This is a genomic window from Rheinheimera aquimaris (assembly GCF_020531985.1).
Taxonomy (GTDB): Bacteria; Pseudomonadota; Gammaproteobacteria; order Enterobacterales; family Alteromonadaceae; genus Alishewanella; species Alishewanella aquimaris.
On record NZ_JAJAVQ010000001.1, the window covers coordinates 456,157 to 470,633 of the forward strand.

Consider the following 14,477-nt stretch of genomic DNA (forward strand, 5'->3'; position numbering starts at 1 on the left):
ACTCGAAAAAATCCGTATTTGGAACATTACACATTTTACTCTTTAGAGCAATAATACTAGAGTCGAATACTTATTGAGCGAAAACGCATTAAAATTGACTTTAAGGGGTCGTTTGCAGGTAGAATAGCGACCAATTTGCTAAATTCCTTTAACCCGATACTACAACTACAGGAGAAATCCAATGGCAGATAAAAAGGCCGTCGTGCAGGTCGATGGGAAATCGTTTGAGTTGCCAATATACTCTGGCACCGCCGGCACTGACGTAATTGATGTTCGCGCCTTGGGTCAGCATGGTTACTTCACCTTCGATCCGGGTTTTATGTCTACCGGGTCATGCGAATCAAAAATCACTTACATTGATGGCGACAACGGCGTGTTGTTGCACCGCGGTTACCCGATAGAGCAACTGGCTGAACATTCAGACTACCTTGAGCTGTGCTATCTATTGCTGGAAGGCGAGTTACCAAGCGCAGAGAAATACAACCAATTCAAACACACTATCACCCGCCACACTATGGTGCATGAAAAAATCGCCGCATTCTTTCAGGGCTTCCGCGTAGATGCGCACCCAATGGCGATGTTATGTGGCGTTGTTGGCGCTATGTCGTCTTTCTACCATTCAGATTTAGACATTAACGACCCGGCGCAACGTAAACGTAGCGCGCACCGGTTAATTGCCAAATTGCCTACCCTGTCAGCAATGGCATATAAGTACACGGTTGGCCAGCCATTCGTATACCCGCGCAACGATTTAAGCTATTCAGAAAACTTCCTGCATATGATGTTTTCTGTACCTGCAGAAGATTACGTTGTCAGCCCGGTACTGGCAAAAGCCATGGACCGCATTTTTATGCTGCATGCAGACCACGAGCAAAACGCATCAACCTCTACTGTGCGTTTAGCGGGCTCGTCAGGAGCGAATCCTTATGCCTGTATCGCTGCAGGTGTCGCATCATTATGGGGCCCGGCACATGGTGGTGCTAACGAAGCTTGCCTTAAGATGTTACAGCAAATTGGTTCAGTGGATCGTATTCCTGAATTTGTTGCCCGGGCGAAAGATAAGAACGACTCTTTCCGCCTGATGGGCTTTGGTCACAGGGTTTATAAGAACTTCGACCCCCGCGCGAAAGTAATGCGTGAAACCTGTCACGAAGTGCTGAAAGAGCTGAACATAAAAGACCCTCTGCTGGATGTAGCAATGGAGCTGGAGCGCATTGCGCTGGAAGACCCGTACTTTATCGAGAAGAAACTGTACCCGAACGTAGATTTCTACTCAGGCATCATCTTAAAAGCCATCGGTATTCCAACCAGTATGTTCACCGTGATCTTCGCGATGTCGCGTACTGTAGGCTGGATCTCGCACTGGGACGAAATGCTGGGCGAAAAAGGCCACAAAATCGGCCGCCCACGCCAGCTGTACACCGGTTACACAGCGCGTGATTTCAAACCTCTGAATAAACGTTAATTACGTTTTACTTAAAAAAGCGGCTACGGCCGCTTTTTTATTTCTAATAACAGTAAATAACCTGCCAGCAATAGCGCCCTGCAGATTTGCACCGTCACGTAAAAACGGGCAAAATCGCGCCTTTCAATTGATGAGTCCCGTTGCTATGAGTGGTTTTGACGTTCAGCAGTTTCGCAGCCAATTCACATTTTTTCAGCTGCAACCTGATTGGGTGTATCTGGACAATGCGGCCACCATGCACAAACCCAAGGCGGTCACCGATGCTGTACAGCGCTTTTATCAGCAGCAAAACAGTAACGTGCATCGCGGAGCACACCAGTTAAGCCAGCGGGCAACCACTGAGTTTGAACAAGCCCGTGATATCGTAGCCAGCTTTATTAATGCAAAACACCGGCACGAAATCATCTTTACCAGTGGCGCCACAGCAGCGCTGAACCAGATTGCCTTTGGTCTGATGCACACTGTACTGCAGCCTGGTGACCGTATTCTACTCACTCAGCTTGAACATCACGCTAATATCGTTCCGTGGCAACTACACTGTCAGCGTCATGGTATTCATATCGATGTGGTGCCACTTAATAGCAGCCTGCAGCTTGATCTCGCGGCTTATCAGCAATTGCTGTTACAAAAGCCCAAAGTTGTCAGCTTCAGTCACGTATCTAACGTGCTGGGTCATATTCAACCGGTGCAACAGATGGTCGCTATGGCAAAAGCCGCTGGTGCCATAACAGTGATAGATGGCGCGCAGGGCGTGGTTTACCAGCAACCCGACATGCAACAGCTTGATTGTGATTTTTATGTATTTTCAGGTCACAAAATCTATGGCCCCACCGGCACGGGTGTACTGTACGGTAAAACGGCTTTGCTGGAGCAGCTTACCCCGCTGTTGGCAGGCGGTGAAATGATAGAACAGGTCAGCTTTGTTAACACAACCTTTAACAAACTTCCCTTTCGTCTGGAGGCCGGAACGCCCAATATTGCTGGTGTGATTGGCCTTGGTGCAGCACTGCAATGGATACAACAATATAACAATAATGACCTTATTCAGCATAAATCCCTGTTACTAAAAGCATTCTTTAGCGGATTGGCACAAATAAAAGGCGTAGATATTTTATCCATGCCTGTGCATAATGCAGGCATAGTGGCATTAAATGTTGACAGTGAACACCCTTCAGACGTTGCAGCTATGCTGGATCAACAGCAGGTAGCAGTACGCTCAGGCCAGCACTGTGCTATGCCACTATTCAGTTATTTAGCAAGACCCGGTGCTGTGAGATGTGCTTTTGCCGCATATAACACACTGGATGATGTAAACCGGTGCCTGCTCGCATTGGAGCAAGCCGTGGAGATACTGACTGCATGACATTAGAACAATTACTGGCAGATACCAAACCTGCGCTGCAGGAGATCCAAACAAGAGATTTAGCGGATATTCAGCAAGCCTCGGACTGGCAAGCCAAATACCGTATCCTGATGCAACTTGGCAAAAAGTTACCACCGATGCCTGAAAAAATGAAACAACAGGAATGGTTGGTAAAAGGCTGCGAAAGCCGTGCCTGGCTGATGCACTACCACGATAAAAGCACTGACAAACATTACTTTATCCTGGACAGTGAAGCCAGGATAGTAAAAGGTCTGATGGCTATTATGCTATGTCTGGTTAATGGCATGAGCAGTGCGGAGCTGGCTAAGTTTGACTTGTGCCATAAGTTTGACCAATTAAATTTGAAGCCCTATTTAAGCCAGTCCCGCGGCAATGGCCTGACAGCTATGGCTGAAAAAATAAAAGCCTGCTGCCCCGCCGCCTGATTGATAAGCGTAACTACGCTGCCTGCGCCAGTTTTTTCAATACTCTGGATACGGCTGCTAAACCGAAGCTGGCCGTAACTACTGTTACGGCACCAAAGCCACCACTGCAATCCAGCCGCATGCTGCTAACCTCACCGCTGTCAGTCACCTGGGCTGTTTTTTGTTGACACACACTGCCATCAGGCTGCGGATACACCAATTGTTCCGTCGAATAAACACAATCAATGCCAAAGCGCCGCTTAGGATTACGGCTGTAGTTATAGTCCCGCCGCAAGCTATTACGCACCTTGGCCAGTAAGGGGTCATTTATCGTCTGGGTTAAGTCGGCTATCTGAATTTGGGTCGGATCAGTCTGGCCGCCAGCTCCACCTGTGCTAATCACTTTAATTTTATTGCGTTTGCAATGAGCCAACAGTGCCACTTTGGCCTTAATAGAGTCGATGGCATCAATGACATAATCCAGATCAGGGCTGATTAATTGCGCCAGATTATCTGTAGCGACAAAATCTTCGACCTGAATCACATTACACTCTGGATTAATCGCTTTTATCCGCTGTGCCATAACCGCCACTTTGTCCTGGCCTACCGTATCGGTCAGCGCATGTAGTTGCCGGTTAATATTGCTGATACAGACATCATCTAGATCAATCAGCGTAATAGTACCTATTCCAGAGCGAGCCAAAGCCTCTGCAGCCCAGCTGCCAACGCCACCAATGCCGACGACACACACATGTGCCTGGCGAAATTTCTCCAGCGCACTGATACCATATAACCGGCCTATACCGGCAAAGCGTAACTGATAATCTGACATCTTTAATTTCTAACCTGTTTAGGTTGCCTATACTGCGGCCAATTCAACTGCCACGGCAGCAGCCATTCTGACAATCCGTTATGCTGGATTAACTGTTGGAACTTGTCACCATACTGTGGTGCTGCGACATAGCGGTATTGCTGGCCTGAGACCGTAAATTGTAAGGCATACGCATGTAGGTATACCCTGTCAGCCATCTCGGCCTGATATAACACATCACCGCTTATTGGTGCCCCCAGGCTTTTCATCGCGACACGGATCTGGTGTGTTTTTCCGCTAAAGGGTTTAAGTAAATAGGCCCGGAATGGCAGTTCGTCGTAGCCTTGGCTGACAAAATACGTTACCGCCGGGTTATGCAGGCTGGTTAACAACTTCCAGGCACTGCGCCGAGCCGGTGCCATATCACCTTTTACCCAGCCTTGTTTTTTGGCTGCGCGGCCGGTTGATAACGCCAGATAATATTTTTCCACCTGATGTAAGGTAAATAACGCCGTCAGTTCTGCAGCCGCACTGCTACTGCGAGCCAGAATAATAAGGCCTGAAGTGACCTTATCCAGCCGGTGCACCGGGAACAGTTCATACCCTAACGTTTTCGCTGCAATTGCGGCCAAGCCAGGGCCGTCATCACTGTGAAAGCTGATACCCGGCGCTTTATCCAGCACAACAAAATCGTGCTGCTCATCAACAACGGAGAAACTGCGCGTCATTAGTTAAGGCTGGCGGCATACCGGCGGGCATGCTCTAGATCTGCTGGCGTATCCACCCCCACTGCAGGTGTTTCCAGTGCGGTATCAACATGAATGGCTTCGCCCTGCCATAACACGCGCAGTTGCTCCAGCGATTCAATCTGTTCTAAGGCTGAGGCTGGCCAATCAACATAGCGCTGTATAAAGCCAGCACGATAAGCGTAAATACCAATATGACGCCGGTAATGACGGGCCAATTCTGCCTGAAAATTACCATCTCGGTCATACGGGATGACGCTGCGGCTGAAATACAATGCGTAGCCATCTTTGTCACTGACAACTTTAACAATGTTTGAGTTGCTGATTTCGTCAGCGTGACTAAGTGGCACCGCCAATGTCGCCATCTGCGCTTTTTGTTGGGTCGCCAGATTCTGCGCCACCTGCCGAATAATGATTGGCGGAATAAAGGGTTCATCGCCCTGCACGTTAACTACCACTGTATCGGCTGAAAGCTGTAGCTTGCTAACTACTTCAGCCAAACGCTCGGTACCCGAATTATGCTCAGCTTTGGTCATACAGACTTCACCGCCAAATAAATCGACTACATCGGCGACTCGTCTGTCATCTGTGGCCACCACTACCCTGCTGGCACCGCTTTGCAATGCCTGCTGGTAGACCCGTTCAATCATGGTTTTACCAGCAATGTCAGCCAACGGCTTGCCTGGCAACCTACTGCTGGCAAAACGGGCTGGTATAACGACTACGAACGCCATTGTTCAGTCTCTTCCAGTGTCAGTTCCCGGGCTTCATCAGCCAACAGAACCGGAATATTATCGCGGATTGGGTACGCCAGACGATCAAAAGTGCAAACAAGCTGTTGCCCTGCCTGATCATATTTCAATTTACCCTTACATAGCGGACACGCCAGGATCTCGGTCAGTGCTGCTTTAAGTGCCATATTTGCTCCGCAGTTCAGTCAATAAAAGAGTGAGTTTTGTGTGTAATTGTGCATCCAGTTCAGCATCAACGCCAAGGCTGAACCAGTCTGCTTTCGCAAACTGTTGGCATTTTACGGCATCTTTCTCTGTCATCAGAACCGGGCCATCAATAGCAGTAAAATCTGCGGCAGTAAACTTATGATGATCAGCAAAATAATGCCTTGCCGTAATATTAAAACCCGCCGCAACAGCAGTGCGCTCGAACCGTTGCGGGTTGCCTATACCGGCAACCAGTGTTACATCACGGCTATCGAGCTCAGAATCCGATATCAGCGAGCGCGCGGGCGCGGCTTTTAATTGCATAACACCGTCAGCACCGGCTACAGCTTGACTGTTGGCGACCACGATATCAGCCTGCTTTAACCGCCAGGCACCCTCGCGTAGCGGCCCTGCGGGTAATAACCGGGCATTGCCTAAACCGCGGCTACCATCAATCAGAATAACTTCTGCGTCACGGGCTAAGCGGTAATGCTGCAAACCATCATCGCTTATGATGATGTCACACCGGTTATGCTGCAATAAATATTGTGCCGCTGCGACTCTGTCCGGGCAAACCACAACCGGACAGCCGCTGCGTCTGGCAAGTAGCAATGGCTCGTCGCCCACCTGCCCTGCATTTGCATCAGGTGAAACCTGCAGTGGCTGACGGATATCAGCGCCATAGCCGCGGCTGACAATACCCGGTTGCCAGCCCATTTGCCGCAACAGGCTACACAGCATAAGCGTAAAAGGCGTTTTGCCTGTACCGCCGATGCTGATATTTCCCACTACAATGACAGGCGCCTTGATGCGGTGTTGTTTAAGTACACCCAACCGGAACAACCGGCGGCGCAGCGCCGTCACCGCGCCATACAGCCAGGCCAGTGGCAGCAAGAACCAGTAAGGTTTGCCCTGATACCAGCTCTGTTGCAAGCGTTGGCTCAGCCGGCTCATCAGGCCTCGCCAAACTGCAGTTTATATAACTGAGCATAGGCGCCGTCTTTCGCCAGTAACGTCGCGTGATCGCCCTGCTCTACAATGCGTCCCTGCTCCATTACGATGATACTGTCTGCATTTTCGATAGTAGATAAACGGTGCGCGATGACGATGCTGGTGCGGCCTTTTAACAGCTCATTCAGCGCAGCCTGAATTTTCCGCTCTGACTCAGTATCCAGTGCAGACGTCGCTTCATCCAGAATTAAAATGGGCGCCTCACGCAGCAGTGCGCGGGCAATAGCAATACGCTGACGCTGGCCGCCGGATAAACTAACGCCATTCTCGCCAATGACAGTATTCAGCCCATCTTTTAACTGAGCGGCAAACTCCAGCACATGCGCTTTCTCTGCAACCGCCTGCAGCTGCTGCTCGGAAACCGGTTCAGTACAGCCGTAGGTGATGTTATTTGCAATGGTATCGTTAAACAGCGTGACGTGCTGCGACACCAACGCCATTTGCTTGCGAAGCGAAGCCAGTGTGCAACTGCGGATATTATGCTGGTCGATAAAAATATCACCGCTACTTAGCTCATAAAAACGCGGCAACAAGCTTGAAATAGTGGTTTTACCGCTACCTGAGCGCCCCACCAGTGCTACTGTCTTGCCAGCAGGTACAGTAAAACTGATATCAGACAATACCTGCTTGTCATGCCCGGGATAACTAAAATTCACTTGCTCAAAGCGGATATCACCGTTTACCCCGGTCAGTTCAGTGGTACCGGTATCCTGCTCAACCGGATGGTCGAGGATCTCAAACACACTGGCTGCCGCAGTAAGCCCACGCTGAAACTCACTGTTAACAGTGGTCAGCTGTTTTAACGGCCGCAGCAGCATCATCATGGAACCAACAATGGTGGTAAAAACACCTGCAGACAAGCTATCTAACATGTCAGGATAACTGGCCATATACACTACAAAAGCCAAAGCAAAGGATGCTATTACCTGTATCAAGGATACACTGATGGCGCGGGTGGCTTCCATTTTTACATCCTGACGTCTGGTCAGATTATTGATACCGGCAAACCTTTTGCTCTCTATCTGCTGACCACCAAAAGACAGGATAACTTTGTGGCCGTTAAGCATTTGCTCAGAGCTGGTGGTGACATCCCCCATAGCAGTCTGAATATTGCGGCTTAACATCCGAAAGCGCTTTGAAACAAACCGGACCACCACTGCAATAACCGGGGCTATCAGTAAAAAGATTGCCGACAATTGCCAGCTGTAATAAAACATCATCACGACCAAACCGGTAACAAAAACGCCTTCACGTACCAGCACTGCCAGTGCTTTTGACGTGGCTTGTTTAATTTGTTCGGTATTGTAGGTAACCTTTGAAATCAGCTCACCGGTAGAGTGTCTATCATGAAAACTTACCGGTAAGCGCATATAGTGCTCGAACAACTGTTGGCGCATATTCTGCACTATATGGGTACCAACCCAGTTCAGGCAGTAACTGGCTACAAAGTTACATACACCACGTAGCAGAAAAATAAGTACCACAAAAAGCGGGGCATAACGCAGATACTCAGTATTTTTGTCGTTAATACCTTTATCAATAAAATCAGGTAAGTTAGAAATAAAATACACATCAACCAAAGCATACCCCAGCATGCCAAGCGCTGCGGCAACAAAGCCCATACGGTACGGTTTTACATAGCTGAGTAAACGGCGTGCGGTTGAAGATCTGATGATGTCCGGCTGCGGCAAAATAGAACCCTGGAGAAAAAATTTTGCTTATTCTAGCGTGTTGTAACTAAGGTTTCAGCATTTGTGCTCGGCTTTTGCTGCCAAAAGGGAATTCTTTGTGTGCGGTACTCTGTCAAATCAAGCCTTGCGGGGCTGATATTAAGTGTCAACGCACCACTGTTTGCCGTATTAAACAGCGGCACTCCAAGCATCGAAAGCCGCTGCTGCACTTGCTCTGCCGGGTGATTATGCCGGTTATATAAGCTGGCGCTGTTAAGCGCAAGTTGCGGCGATAACTGATGTATAAACCGGTAATGGCTTGAACTATGGCTGCCATGATGGGCCAATACCAGCACATTGGCGTTAAGCGCCGGATATTTTTTAAGTAGGTCTAATTCAATGCTTTGGCTGATATCACCCGGCAGCAAGATGTTCCAGCCATGCACACTTAGCATCACCACACAGGAGCTGTTATTTTTACTGCCGCTGCCACCACTGTGTAGTACCCGAAGCTGAGCCTGAAAAAAATATGCCGGCAACTGTTTGCATGGCTGCGCCGGGCTGACATCTGGGATATCAGAATATATTTTAACGTCCGGGAACGCCTGCTTTAGCAGTAACCAGTTGCCGGTGTGGTCACTGTCATCATGGCTTAATATCAGATAATCGAGCTTTCGGATCCCGCGCTGACGCAGGTATGGCAGCACCTGCGCCGATGTTGCACTGTACTCGCCATAACGCGGCCCGGCATCGTACAGCAAACCATGCTCACCATGTTGCAGCAGTACGGCTAAGCCCTGACCAACATCAATCATATGCAACTGCCAGCTGGCAGCTCTGGTAACCTGATGCAGCACAGGTAGCAGTAAAATCAATGCCAGATAACTGAGCACAGGCGTCTTTATCAGTAGCTTAAGCACGCACAGTAATGTCACGGCTAGCACCAGCAGCAACGGCAGATCAGGCAGCACCCACCAGCGACCATGCGCTGCACACCAGTGTAACCACCACATCAGTGGTTGAAATAACATATCGCACAGTTGCCACAACAGTTCACTGCCGGGAAGACCCGACAACTCAGCCAGCAAACATAGCAGCAATACAGGAATAGCCAGCAGGCTACACCAGGGGACGAACAGCAGATTGGACAGTAGCGACAAAGCTGTACTGCCATCAAACATTAGTACACTTAGCAGTGACATAAACAAAGTCAGCACCAGATGAAAAACGAACAGCATCTTTACTCTGCCTAACCAGGTAGTCGCAGGTAAAGGCCAGCGCCACAGCACAAAAAAGATCACGGCTACTGCCAGCATCGATAGCCAGAAACTTTTACTTAGTACAAACAGCGGTTGTGCGAGTAACAATACGGCGGCGAGCAACAACCAGAAGCTTAGGTAGTTCAGTGATTTACGCTGTAACAAAGCAGCGGATAGCAGTAACAGCGCGACGGCAGCCCTGATAGTGGGGATGGCAAAACCGGCGAGCCAGGCATAGCTCAAAGCCAGAATCAAACCACAAATAATGCCTGCGGGTCTGCGCCAGTGCAAATAAAGTATCGGCCATGGCAGTAAACGAACGAGCAGCATTCCCCAGCCAAACACCAAGCCAACATGCAATCCGGATATCGCCACCAGATGCGCCAGACCGGATAGCTGCAATCCCAGCCAGAGCGGCGCAGAGAACTGCCGCTCGCCCATCGTCAGGGCCAGTAGCAATGGCGCCGTCTGCAGTGGCTGCACAGCAGCCGTAACATCCGATAACCAGCGGGAACGGATATTTTGCTGCTGCGACAACAACTGAGGCGCCGGTGAGGTGACCACACTGCCCTGCGCTACTACCTGCTCCAGCAAAGCGGCGGTTTCCTTGTTTACCCCTGCCGGGTTGGCCACACCGGCCACAGGCTTTAACCTGGCGTGCAATTGCCAGCGCTGACCTTGGTGCAAAGCGTCAGGCGCATGACTCCAGTTCAGCGTAACGTAATACCCCGCAGCTGCACCGTCATCCAGTTTCAGCTTAAATTGACTATACTCTGCGTAATGCTTGGGAGTATCAGTTATTACACCGGTCAGACTGTGTGCAGAGACCAGCAGATCATGCCGTGCATTCTGATAGGCAGTAAATTGCCAGATAAAGCTGATAAAAAACGCAACGATCCCAGCGTAAAACAGTCCACTGTATTGCAGTAAGATTAAAATTACCGGTATCAGCAAAAATACTGAGAAAAAAGGTGGCACTATTGGCAAAAATAATGACAATAGGCTGCCAGCGAGCACACCGATACAAAAAGATTTCATGTTTGTTTTTTGTGAACAGGTTGTATGCCAAAGAACTTTATTAAGAAATATTTACCATCTCCGGAGAAAATCAAGCAGCAGAAACTTCTGAAGCTGTTTGGATCCCTGCTGCATGATGGCAATTTGTGGCATCTGAACCGGCGCTCTGCTCGCGGTGCTTTCGCTGTCGGACTATTTTTTGCCTGGATGCCAATCCCGTTTCAAATGGTCGCCTCAGCCGCGGTCGCTATTCCAATGCGCGTCAATCTGCCGTTATCGGTATCACTGGTTTGGCTAACCAACCCACTGACGATGCCGGTGCTGTTCTATTTAAGTTATCTGGTAGGTTGTGTAGTGCTGCGCACACCAATAGAACATTTTGCCTTTGAAGCCAGCTGGGCCTGGTTGCAGCACAGCATAGCGTCAATAGGCAAGCCGTTCTTAACCGGCTGCCTGTTGATGGGTATATGCTCTGCGGTAGCCGGTTATTTTGTTATTGACTGGCTGTGGCGGGTGTCAATACGAAAAGCGCAGTTACTGCGAAAACTAAAACGCAGCAAACCGGCAAATTAACGTTGGCCTAGCACCTGCGCCGGTTGCACCTTACTGGCACGCCAGGCCGGGTACAAGGTTGCCAACAGGCTCATCAGCAAGGCGACGCCCAGCGTCAGTGCAACATCCTGCCACTGCAGAAAAGATGGAATGAAATCAATAAAATAAATGCTGGGGTCCAGCAGTGAATGCCCTAAGATCCTTGTCACCAAGGCAAATATGGGTTCTATGTAGCTCGCCAGCAGCAAACCCACAGTGGCCCCCACGACACTGCCCACTAAACCGTTGAGCCACCCCAGCCACATAAAGGTAAAAATGACTGTCGCAGGCGAAGTTCCCATGGTCAGTAATATCGCGATATCACTTTCTTTCTCTCTGACCGCCATGATCAGCGTAGCCACAATATTAAAGCAGGCCACGGCTATCACCAGCGCTAACACCAGATACAAAATACTGCGCACCATCTGAATATCCTGGTATACATGGCCCTGAGTGCGAAACCAGTCCAGCAGATAGACATAATCCTCAGACAGCCGGCCGAGCTCCCGCGCCCTTTGCGGCGCCTGAAAGATATCACTCAGGCGAAATGCAAACCCCTGCACAGTGCCACTTTCAACCGCCAGCAGCTCTGCCAATACATCCATATCCAGCCAGACATGGCTGTAATCGAGCTGGCCGCCGATAGCAACAATGGCGCTAACGGTAAAAACAGCAGTGCTATGGCTGGCAAGACGGCCGTCTTCCGTCAGTTTAGGCAGTAACAGTTGCACCTGGCTGCCAACAGTAACCGCTAATGCATCAGCAATACCCTGCCCCAGTACGATGTCATCAGCCGCTAAACTGTCCAGCTGGCCTGCGCTAACGTAAGAGGCAAAATCACTGATTTGGCGCTCTGCGTCCAGCTTTATGCCGCGCACTTCAGCCGCTTTAACAGCCGCGCCAAAGCGCAACATGCCATTGGATTTAATGTAAGGAGCCGCACCTTTAACGCCTTCAGCCTGCGCTAACCGTTTGAGCTTATTCTGCCAGTCGGCAATAGGCTCAGCTGCAGCTTCCAGCTCGACATGCGGGATCACTGATAACAGGCGTTGTTCCAGTGCCTGTTCAAAACCGTTCATCACCGACAAAGCCAGGATCAAAATGGCGACCCCCAGTGCGATGCCTGAGGTTGAGCTGGCGGAGATAAAGCGGATAAAGCCACTGCTGTGGCGGGTATTACGGTAACGTTTCGCCAACTGCCAGGAAAGATTAGCCATGAGCCGTCTCCAGATGGCCATCGCGCATTAACAGGTGACGATCCAAACGCGATGCCAGCTGCAAGTCATGCGTCACCACGATAAAACTGGTGCCCAGCTCACGGTTCAAACTTCGTAGCAACTGATATACCGATTCGGCCGTGTGCTGATCAAGGTTTCCTGTTGGCTCGTCCGCCAGTATCAATGCAGGCTCAGCAACTAACGCACGGGCGATAGCTACCCGCTGACGCTCGCCACCACTTAACTCAGCCGGGCGATGGCTAAGACGGTGTGACAAGCCTACCCGCTGCAACATCGCCGCTGCACGCTGCTTTGCAGCTGAGGCAGATAATCCACGGATCAAAAGTGGCATTGCCACATTTTCCTGTGCAGTAAAATCCATCAGCAGATGATGAAACTGATAAATAAATCCTAGCTGTTCATTACGAAGCGCGGCTTTTTGCGTCGATGACAAGCTTGCGACATCTTTGCCAAGCAGTGTTAGCTTGCCGCTATCAGGCTTATCCAGCGTACCCAGAATATGCAGCAAGGTACTTTTGCCAGAACCTGAGCTGCCCACTATAGCCAGCATGTCACCGCGGTTAATACTAATATCAACACCGTGTAATACATCCGTGACCTGCTGGCCATCGCGATAACTTTTGCAGATCTGCTCTGCTGTTAGTACATTACTCATCACGTAATATTTCCGCTGGATTAATACTTACTGCGCGTTTTGCCGGATACCATACCGCCAGCAACGTCAGAAATACGGCACTTAGCAGTATCAGGCAAAGCTGGTCAAGCCGGATATCTACCGGTAGCGCTATCCCCGGCGCCAGTTGCAGCCCCAGCAATGCCAGCAGCGGATTTAGCTGCCAACATAACAACACACCTGCCACAGCACCGCTAAAGGCACCGGTTAAACCGTTACTGAGCCCCTGCACAGCAAACACAGCAAACAGTTTGCGATCGCTCATGCCCAGGGTTTTTAAAATCGCAATTTCTGCCTGTTTGTCTGTCACCATCATCACCAGCGCTGATACTATATTAAACGCTGCTACCGCTACGATCAGCAGTAACATCAGCCACATCATGGCTTTTTCCATCGCAACGGCAGCAAACAACTTACCCTGAGTTTGCCGCCAGTCCTGCACCTTTAGCTTTTCATCGGCTGCGAGCTGTTGTGCCAGGTGCGGAGCAGCAAAAGGCTCTGTCAGGGTGATACGCCACTGCGTTGCCGTATTCGTATTACCGCTTAGCCGGCTTAAATCTGCCAGATTAGTGACTGCCAGCAACTTGTCGACGTCAGAGCCGGTGTCAAGAATGCCGGCGACAGTAAACAGTCTCTGCCGTGGTACCCAGCCCATAGGGGTGTAACTGCCAGCCTGAGGCAACATAAAACGCAGCTGGTCACCCACCGACACCTGCAGCTGCTCTGCTAGCATTCGGCCCAGCATGACAACATAGCGCTCGGCCGCAAACTGTTGCCAGTCACCTGCCAACAACGCCTGCTGCATAAAATCCGGAATGGCATCGGCGGTAACGCCTTGAAGCAAAACACCGGTTAGCTGGCGCGGTGACTGCACCAAAGCTTCCGTTTGCAAAAAAGGGGTTATTTGCTGCACCAGCGGCTGTGCCAGTAAAGCCGGCTGCCAGCGTTCGGTATCATCATCTGCCGCAGTTACAACCACATGGGGTATCACACCCAAAATACGTTTTTTCAGCTCACCTTCAAAACCGTTCATGACAGAGCTGACTACTGTCAGTGCCATAACGCCCAGAAAAATACCGGCCACTGAGAACAGTGAAATAAAAGAAATAAAGGCATTACCTTTACGGCTTCGGCTGTAACGTAAGCCGATGAACAAACTGACTGGTAACTGCATTCTAATCTTCAGGACAAGACCTGCGTTAGATGGTAAAGTGGCGACGATCATAGAGATTATTGTCAGTGGTGACAAGCAGCTTGCAAAGGTAGGCCC

General features: G+C 50.1%; 14 protein-coding genes. 4 read left to right on the top strand and 10 right to left on the bottom strand.

Annotation, left to right across the window (positions count from 1 at the left end; translation table 11 throughout):
- Positions 1 to 181: 181 nt before the first annotated feature.
- The 3 genes from LHL18_RS02090 to LHL18_RS02100 all read left to right on the top strand — a co-directional run bounded on the left by LHL18_RS02090 (position 182) and on the right by LHL18_RS02100 (position 3,274).
- Positions 182 to 1,465 (top strand): citrate synthase, encoded by a 1,284-nt coding sequence (locus LHL18_RS02090; protein ID WP_134054460.1) that lies wholly within the window; start codon positions 182 to 184, stop codon positions 1,463 to 1,465.
- A gap of 145 nt (positions 1,466 to 1,610) precedes the next feature.
- Positions 1,611 to 2,828, top strand: a complete 1,218-nt coding sequence (locus tag LHL18_RS02095) for an aminotransferase class V-fold PLP-dependent enzyme (protein ID WP_226765564.1) — start codon at positions 1,611 to 1,613, stop codon at positions 2,826 to 2,828.
- Positions 2,825 to 3,274, top strand: coding sequence for a SufE family protein (locus LHL18_RS02100; protein WP_134054456.1), 450 nt, complete (start codon positions 2,825 to 2,827; stop codon positions 3,272 to 3,274). Before LHL18_RS02095 ends, LHL18_RS02100 begins: the two co-directional genes overlap by 4 nt.
- Before the next feature lie 13 nt (positions 3,275 to 3,287).
- Here the strand turns inward: LHL18_RS02100 and tcdA are convergent, their stop codons facing one another.
- Genes tcdA through LHL18_RS02135 form a run of 7 tightly spaced genes read right to left on the bottom strand, consistent with a single transcriptional unit; the run spans position 3,288 to position 10,726 of the window.
- Entirely contained in the window at positions 3,288 to 4,085 is a 798-nt protein-coding gene (gene tcdA / locus LHL18_RS02105) for a tRNA cyclic N6-threonylcarbamoyladenosine(37) synthase TcdA (protein ID WP_226765565.1), read from the bottom strand.
- Positions 4,086 to 4,087: 2 nt separating this feature from the next.
- Positions 4,088 to 4,792, bottom strand: a complete 705-nt coding sequence (locus LHL18_RS02110; protein ID WP_226765566.1) for a pseudouridine synthase — start codon at positions 4,790 to 4,792, stop codon at positions 4,088 to 4,090.
- Positions 4,792 to 5,544 (bottom strand): 3-deoxy-manno-octulosonate cytidylyltransferase, encoded by a 753-nt coding sequence (gene kdsB / locus LHL18_RS02115; protein WP_226765567.1) that lies wholly within the window; start codon positions 5,542 to 5,544, stop codon positions 4,792 to 4,794. Before kdsB ends, LHL18_RS02110 begins: the two co-directional genes overlap by 1 nt.
- The gene (locus LHL18_RS02120) at positions 5,532 to 5,729 is read right to left on the bottom strand and encodes a Trm112 family protein (RefSeq protein WP_226765568.1); all 198 of its coding nucleotides are present in this window, start codon (positions 5,727 to 5,729) and stop codon (positions 5,532 to 5,534) included. The genes kdsB and LHL18_RS02120 overlap by 13 nt, the downstream gene beginning before the upstream one ends.
- The gene (gene lpxK, locus LHL18_RS02125; protein WP_226765569.1) at positions 5,719 to 6,702 is read right to left on the bottom strand and encodes a tetraacyldisaccharide 4'-kinase; all 984 of its coding nucleotides are present in this window, start codon (positions 6,700 to 6,702) and stop codon (positions 5,719 to 5,721) included. Before lpxK ends, LHL18_RS02120 begins: the two co-directional genes overlap by 11 nt.
- Positions 6,702 to 8,450, bottom strand: a complete 1,749-nt coding sequence (gene msbA, locus LHL18_RS02130; RefSeq protein ID WP_226765570.1) for a lipid A export permease/ATP-binding protein MsbA — start codon at positions 8,448 to 8,450, stop codon at positions 6,702 to 6,704. The genes lpxK and msbA overlap by 1 nt, the downstream gene beginning before the upstream one ends.
- 32 nt (positions 8,451 to 8,482) lie before the next feature.
- A complete protein-coding gene (locus LHL18_RS02135) occupies positions 8,483 to 10,726 on the bottom strand; it encodes a DNA internalization-related competence protein ComEC/Rec2 (RefSeq protein ID WP_226765571.1) in 2,244 nt (747 codons plus the stop codon).
- Between the two features lie 24 nt (positions 10,727 to 10,750).
- Between LHL18_RS02135 and LHL18_RS02140 the strand changes: the two genes are divergently transcribed.
- Positions 10,751 to 11,278, top strand: a complete 528-nt coding sequence (locus LHL18_RS02140) for a DUF2062 domain-containing protein (RefSeq protein WP_134054442.1) — start codon at positions 10,751 to 10,753, stop codon at positions 11,276 to 11,278.
- Here the strand turns inward: LHL18_RS02140 and LHL18_RS02145 are convergent.
- Genes LHL18_RS02145 through LHL18_RS02155 form a run of 3 tightly spaced genes read right to left on the bottom strand, consistent with a single transcriptional unit; the run spans position 11,275 to position 14,381 of the window.
- Complete coding sequence (locus LHL18_RS02145; protein ID WP_226765572.1) at positions 11,275 to 12,513, bottom strand: lipoprotein-releasing ABC transporter permease subunit; 1,239 nt, start codon at positions 12,511 to 12,513, stop codon at positions 11,275 to 11,277. The two genes, LHL18_RS02140 and LHL18_RS02145, sit on opposite strands and share 4 nt — an antisense overlap.
- Positions 12,506 to 13,189, bottom strand: coding sequence for a lipoprotein-releasing ABC transporter ATP-binding protein LolD (gene lolD / locus LHL18_RS02150; protein WP_226765573.1), 684 nt, complete (start codon positions 13,187 to 13,189; stop codon positions 12,506 to 12,508). Before lolD ends, LHL18_RS02145 begins: the two co-directional genes overlap by 8 nt.
- Complete coding sequence (locus LHL18_RS02155) at positions 13,182 to 14,381, bottom strand: lipoprotein-releasing ABC transporter permease subunit (RefSeq protein ID WP_226765574.1); 1,200 nt, start codon at positions 14,379 to 14,381, stop codon at positions 13,182 to 13,184. The genes lolD and LHL18_RS02155 overlap by 8 nt, the downstream gene beginning before the upstream one ends.
- Positions 14,382 to 14,477: the final 96 nt, after the last annotated feature.

Bases quoted from the DNA above. Each gene is read 5' to 3' on its own strand.
- LHL18_RS02090 (WP_134054460.1), top strand. From the start codon at position 182: ATGGCAGATAAAAAGGCCGTCGTGCAGGTCGATGGGAAATCGTTTGAG.
- LHL18_RS02095 (WP_226765564.1), top strand. From the start codon at position 1,611: ATGAGTGGTTTTGACGTTCAGCAGTTTCGCAGCCAATTCACATTTTTT.
- LHL18_RS02100 (WP_134054456.1), top strand. From the start codon at position 2,825: ATGACATTAGAACAATTACTGGCAGATACCAAACCTGCGCTGCAGGAG.
- tcdA (WP_226765565.1), bottom strand. From the start codon at position 4,085: ATGTCAGATTATCAGTTACGCTTTGCCGGTATAGGCCGGTTATATGGT.
- LHL18_RS02110 (WP_226765566.1), bottom strand. From the start codon at position 4,792: ATGACGCGCAGTTTCTCCGTTGTTGATGAGCAGCACGATTTTGTTGTG.
- kdsB (WP_226765567.1), bottom strand. From the start codon at position 5,544: ATGGCGTTCGTAGTCGTTATACCAGCCCGTTTTGCCAGCAGTAGGTTG.
- LHL18_RS02120 (WP_226765568.1), bottom strand. From the start codon at position 5,729: ATGGCACTTAAAGCAGCACTGACCGAGATCCTGGCGTGTCCGCTATGT.
- lpxK (WP_226765569.1), bottom strand. From the start codon at position 6,702: ATGAGCCGGCTGAGCCAACGCTTGCAACAGAGCTGGTATCAGGGCAAA.
- LHL18_RS02135 (WP_226765571.1), bottom strand. From the start codon at position 10,726: ATGAAATCTTTTTGTATCGGTGTGCTCGCTGGCAGCCTATTGTCATTA.
- LHL18_RS02140 (WP_134054442.1), top strand. From the start codon at position 10,751: ATGCCAAAGAACTTTATTAAGAAATATTTACCATCTCCGGAGAAAATC.
- LHL18_RS02145 (WP_226765572.1), bottom strand. From the start codon at position 12,513: ATGGCTAATCTTTCCTGGCAGTTGGCGAAACGTTACCGTAATACCCGC.
- lolD (WP_226765573.1), bottom strand. From the start codon at position 13,189: ATGAGTAATGTACTAACAGCAGAGCAGATCTGCAAAAGTTATCGCGAT.
- LHL18_RS02155 (WP_226765574.1), bottom strand. From the start codon at position 14,381: ATGCAGTTACCAGTCAGTTTGTTCATCGGCTTACGTTACAGCCGAAGC.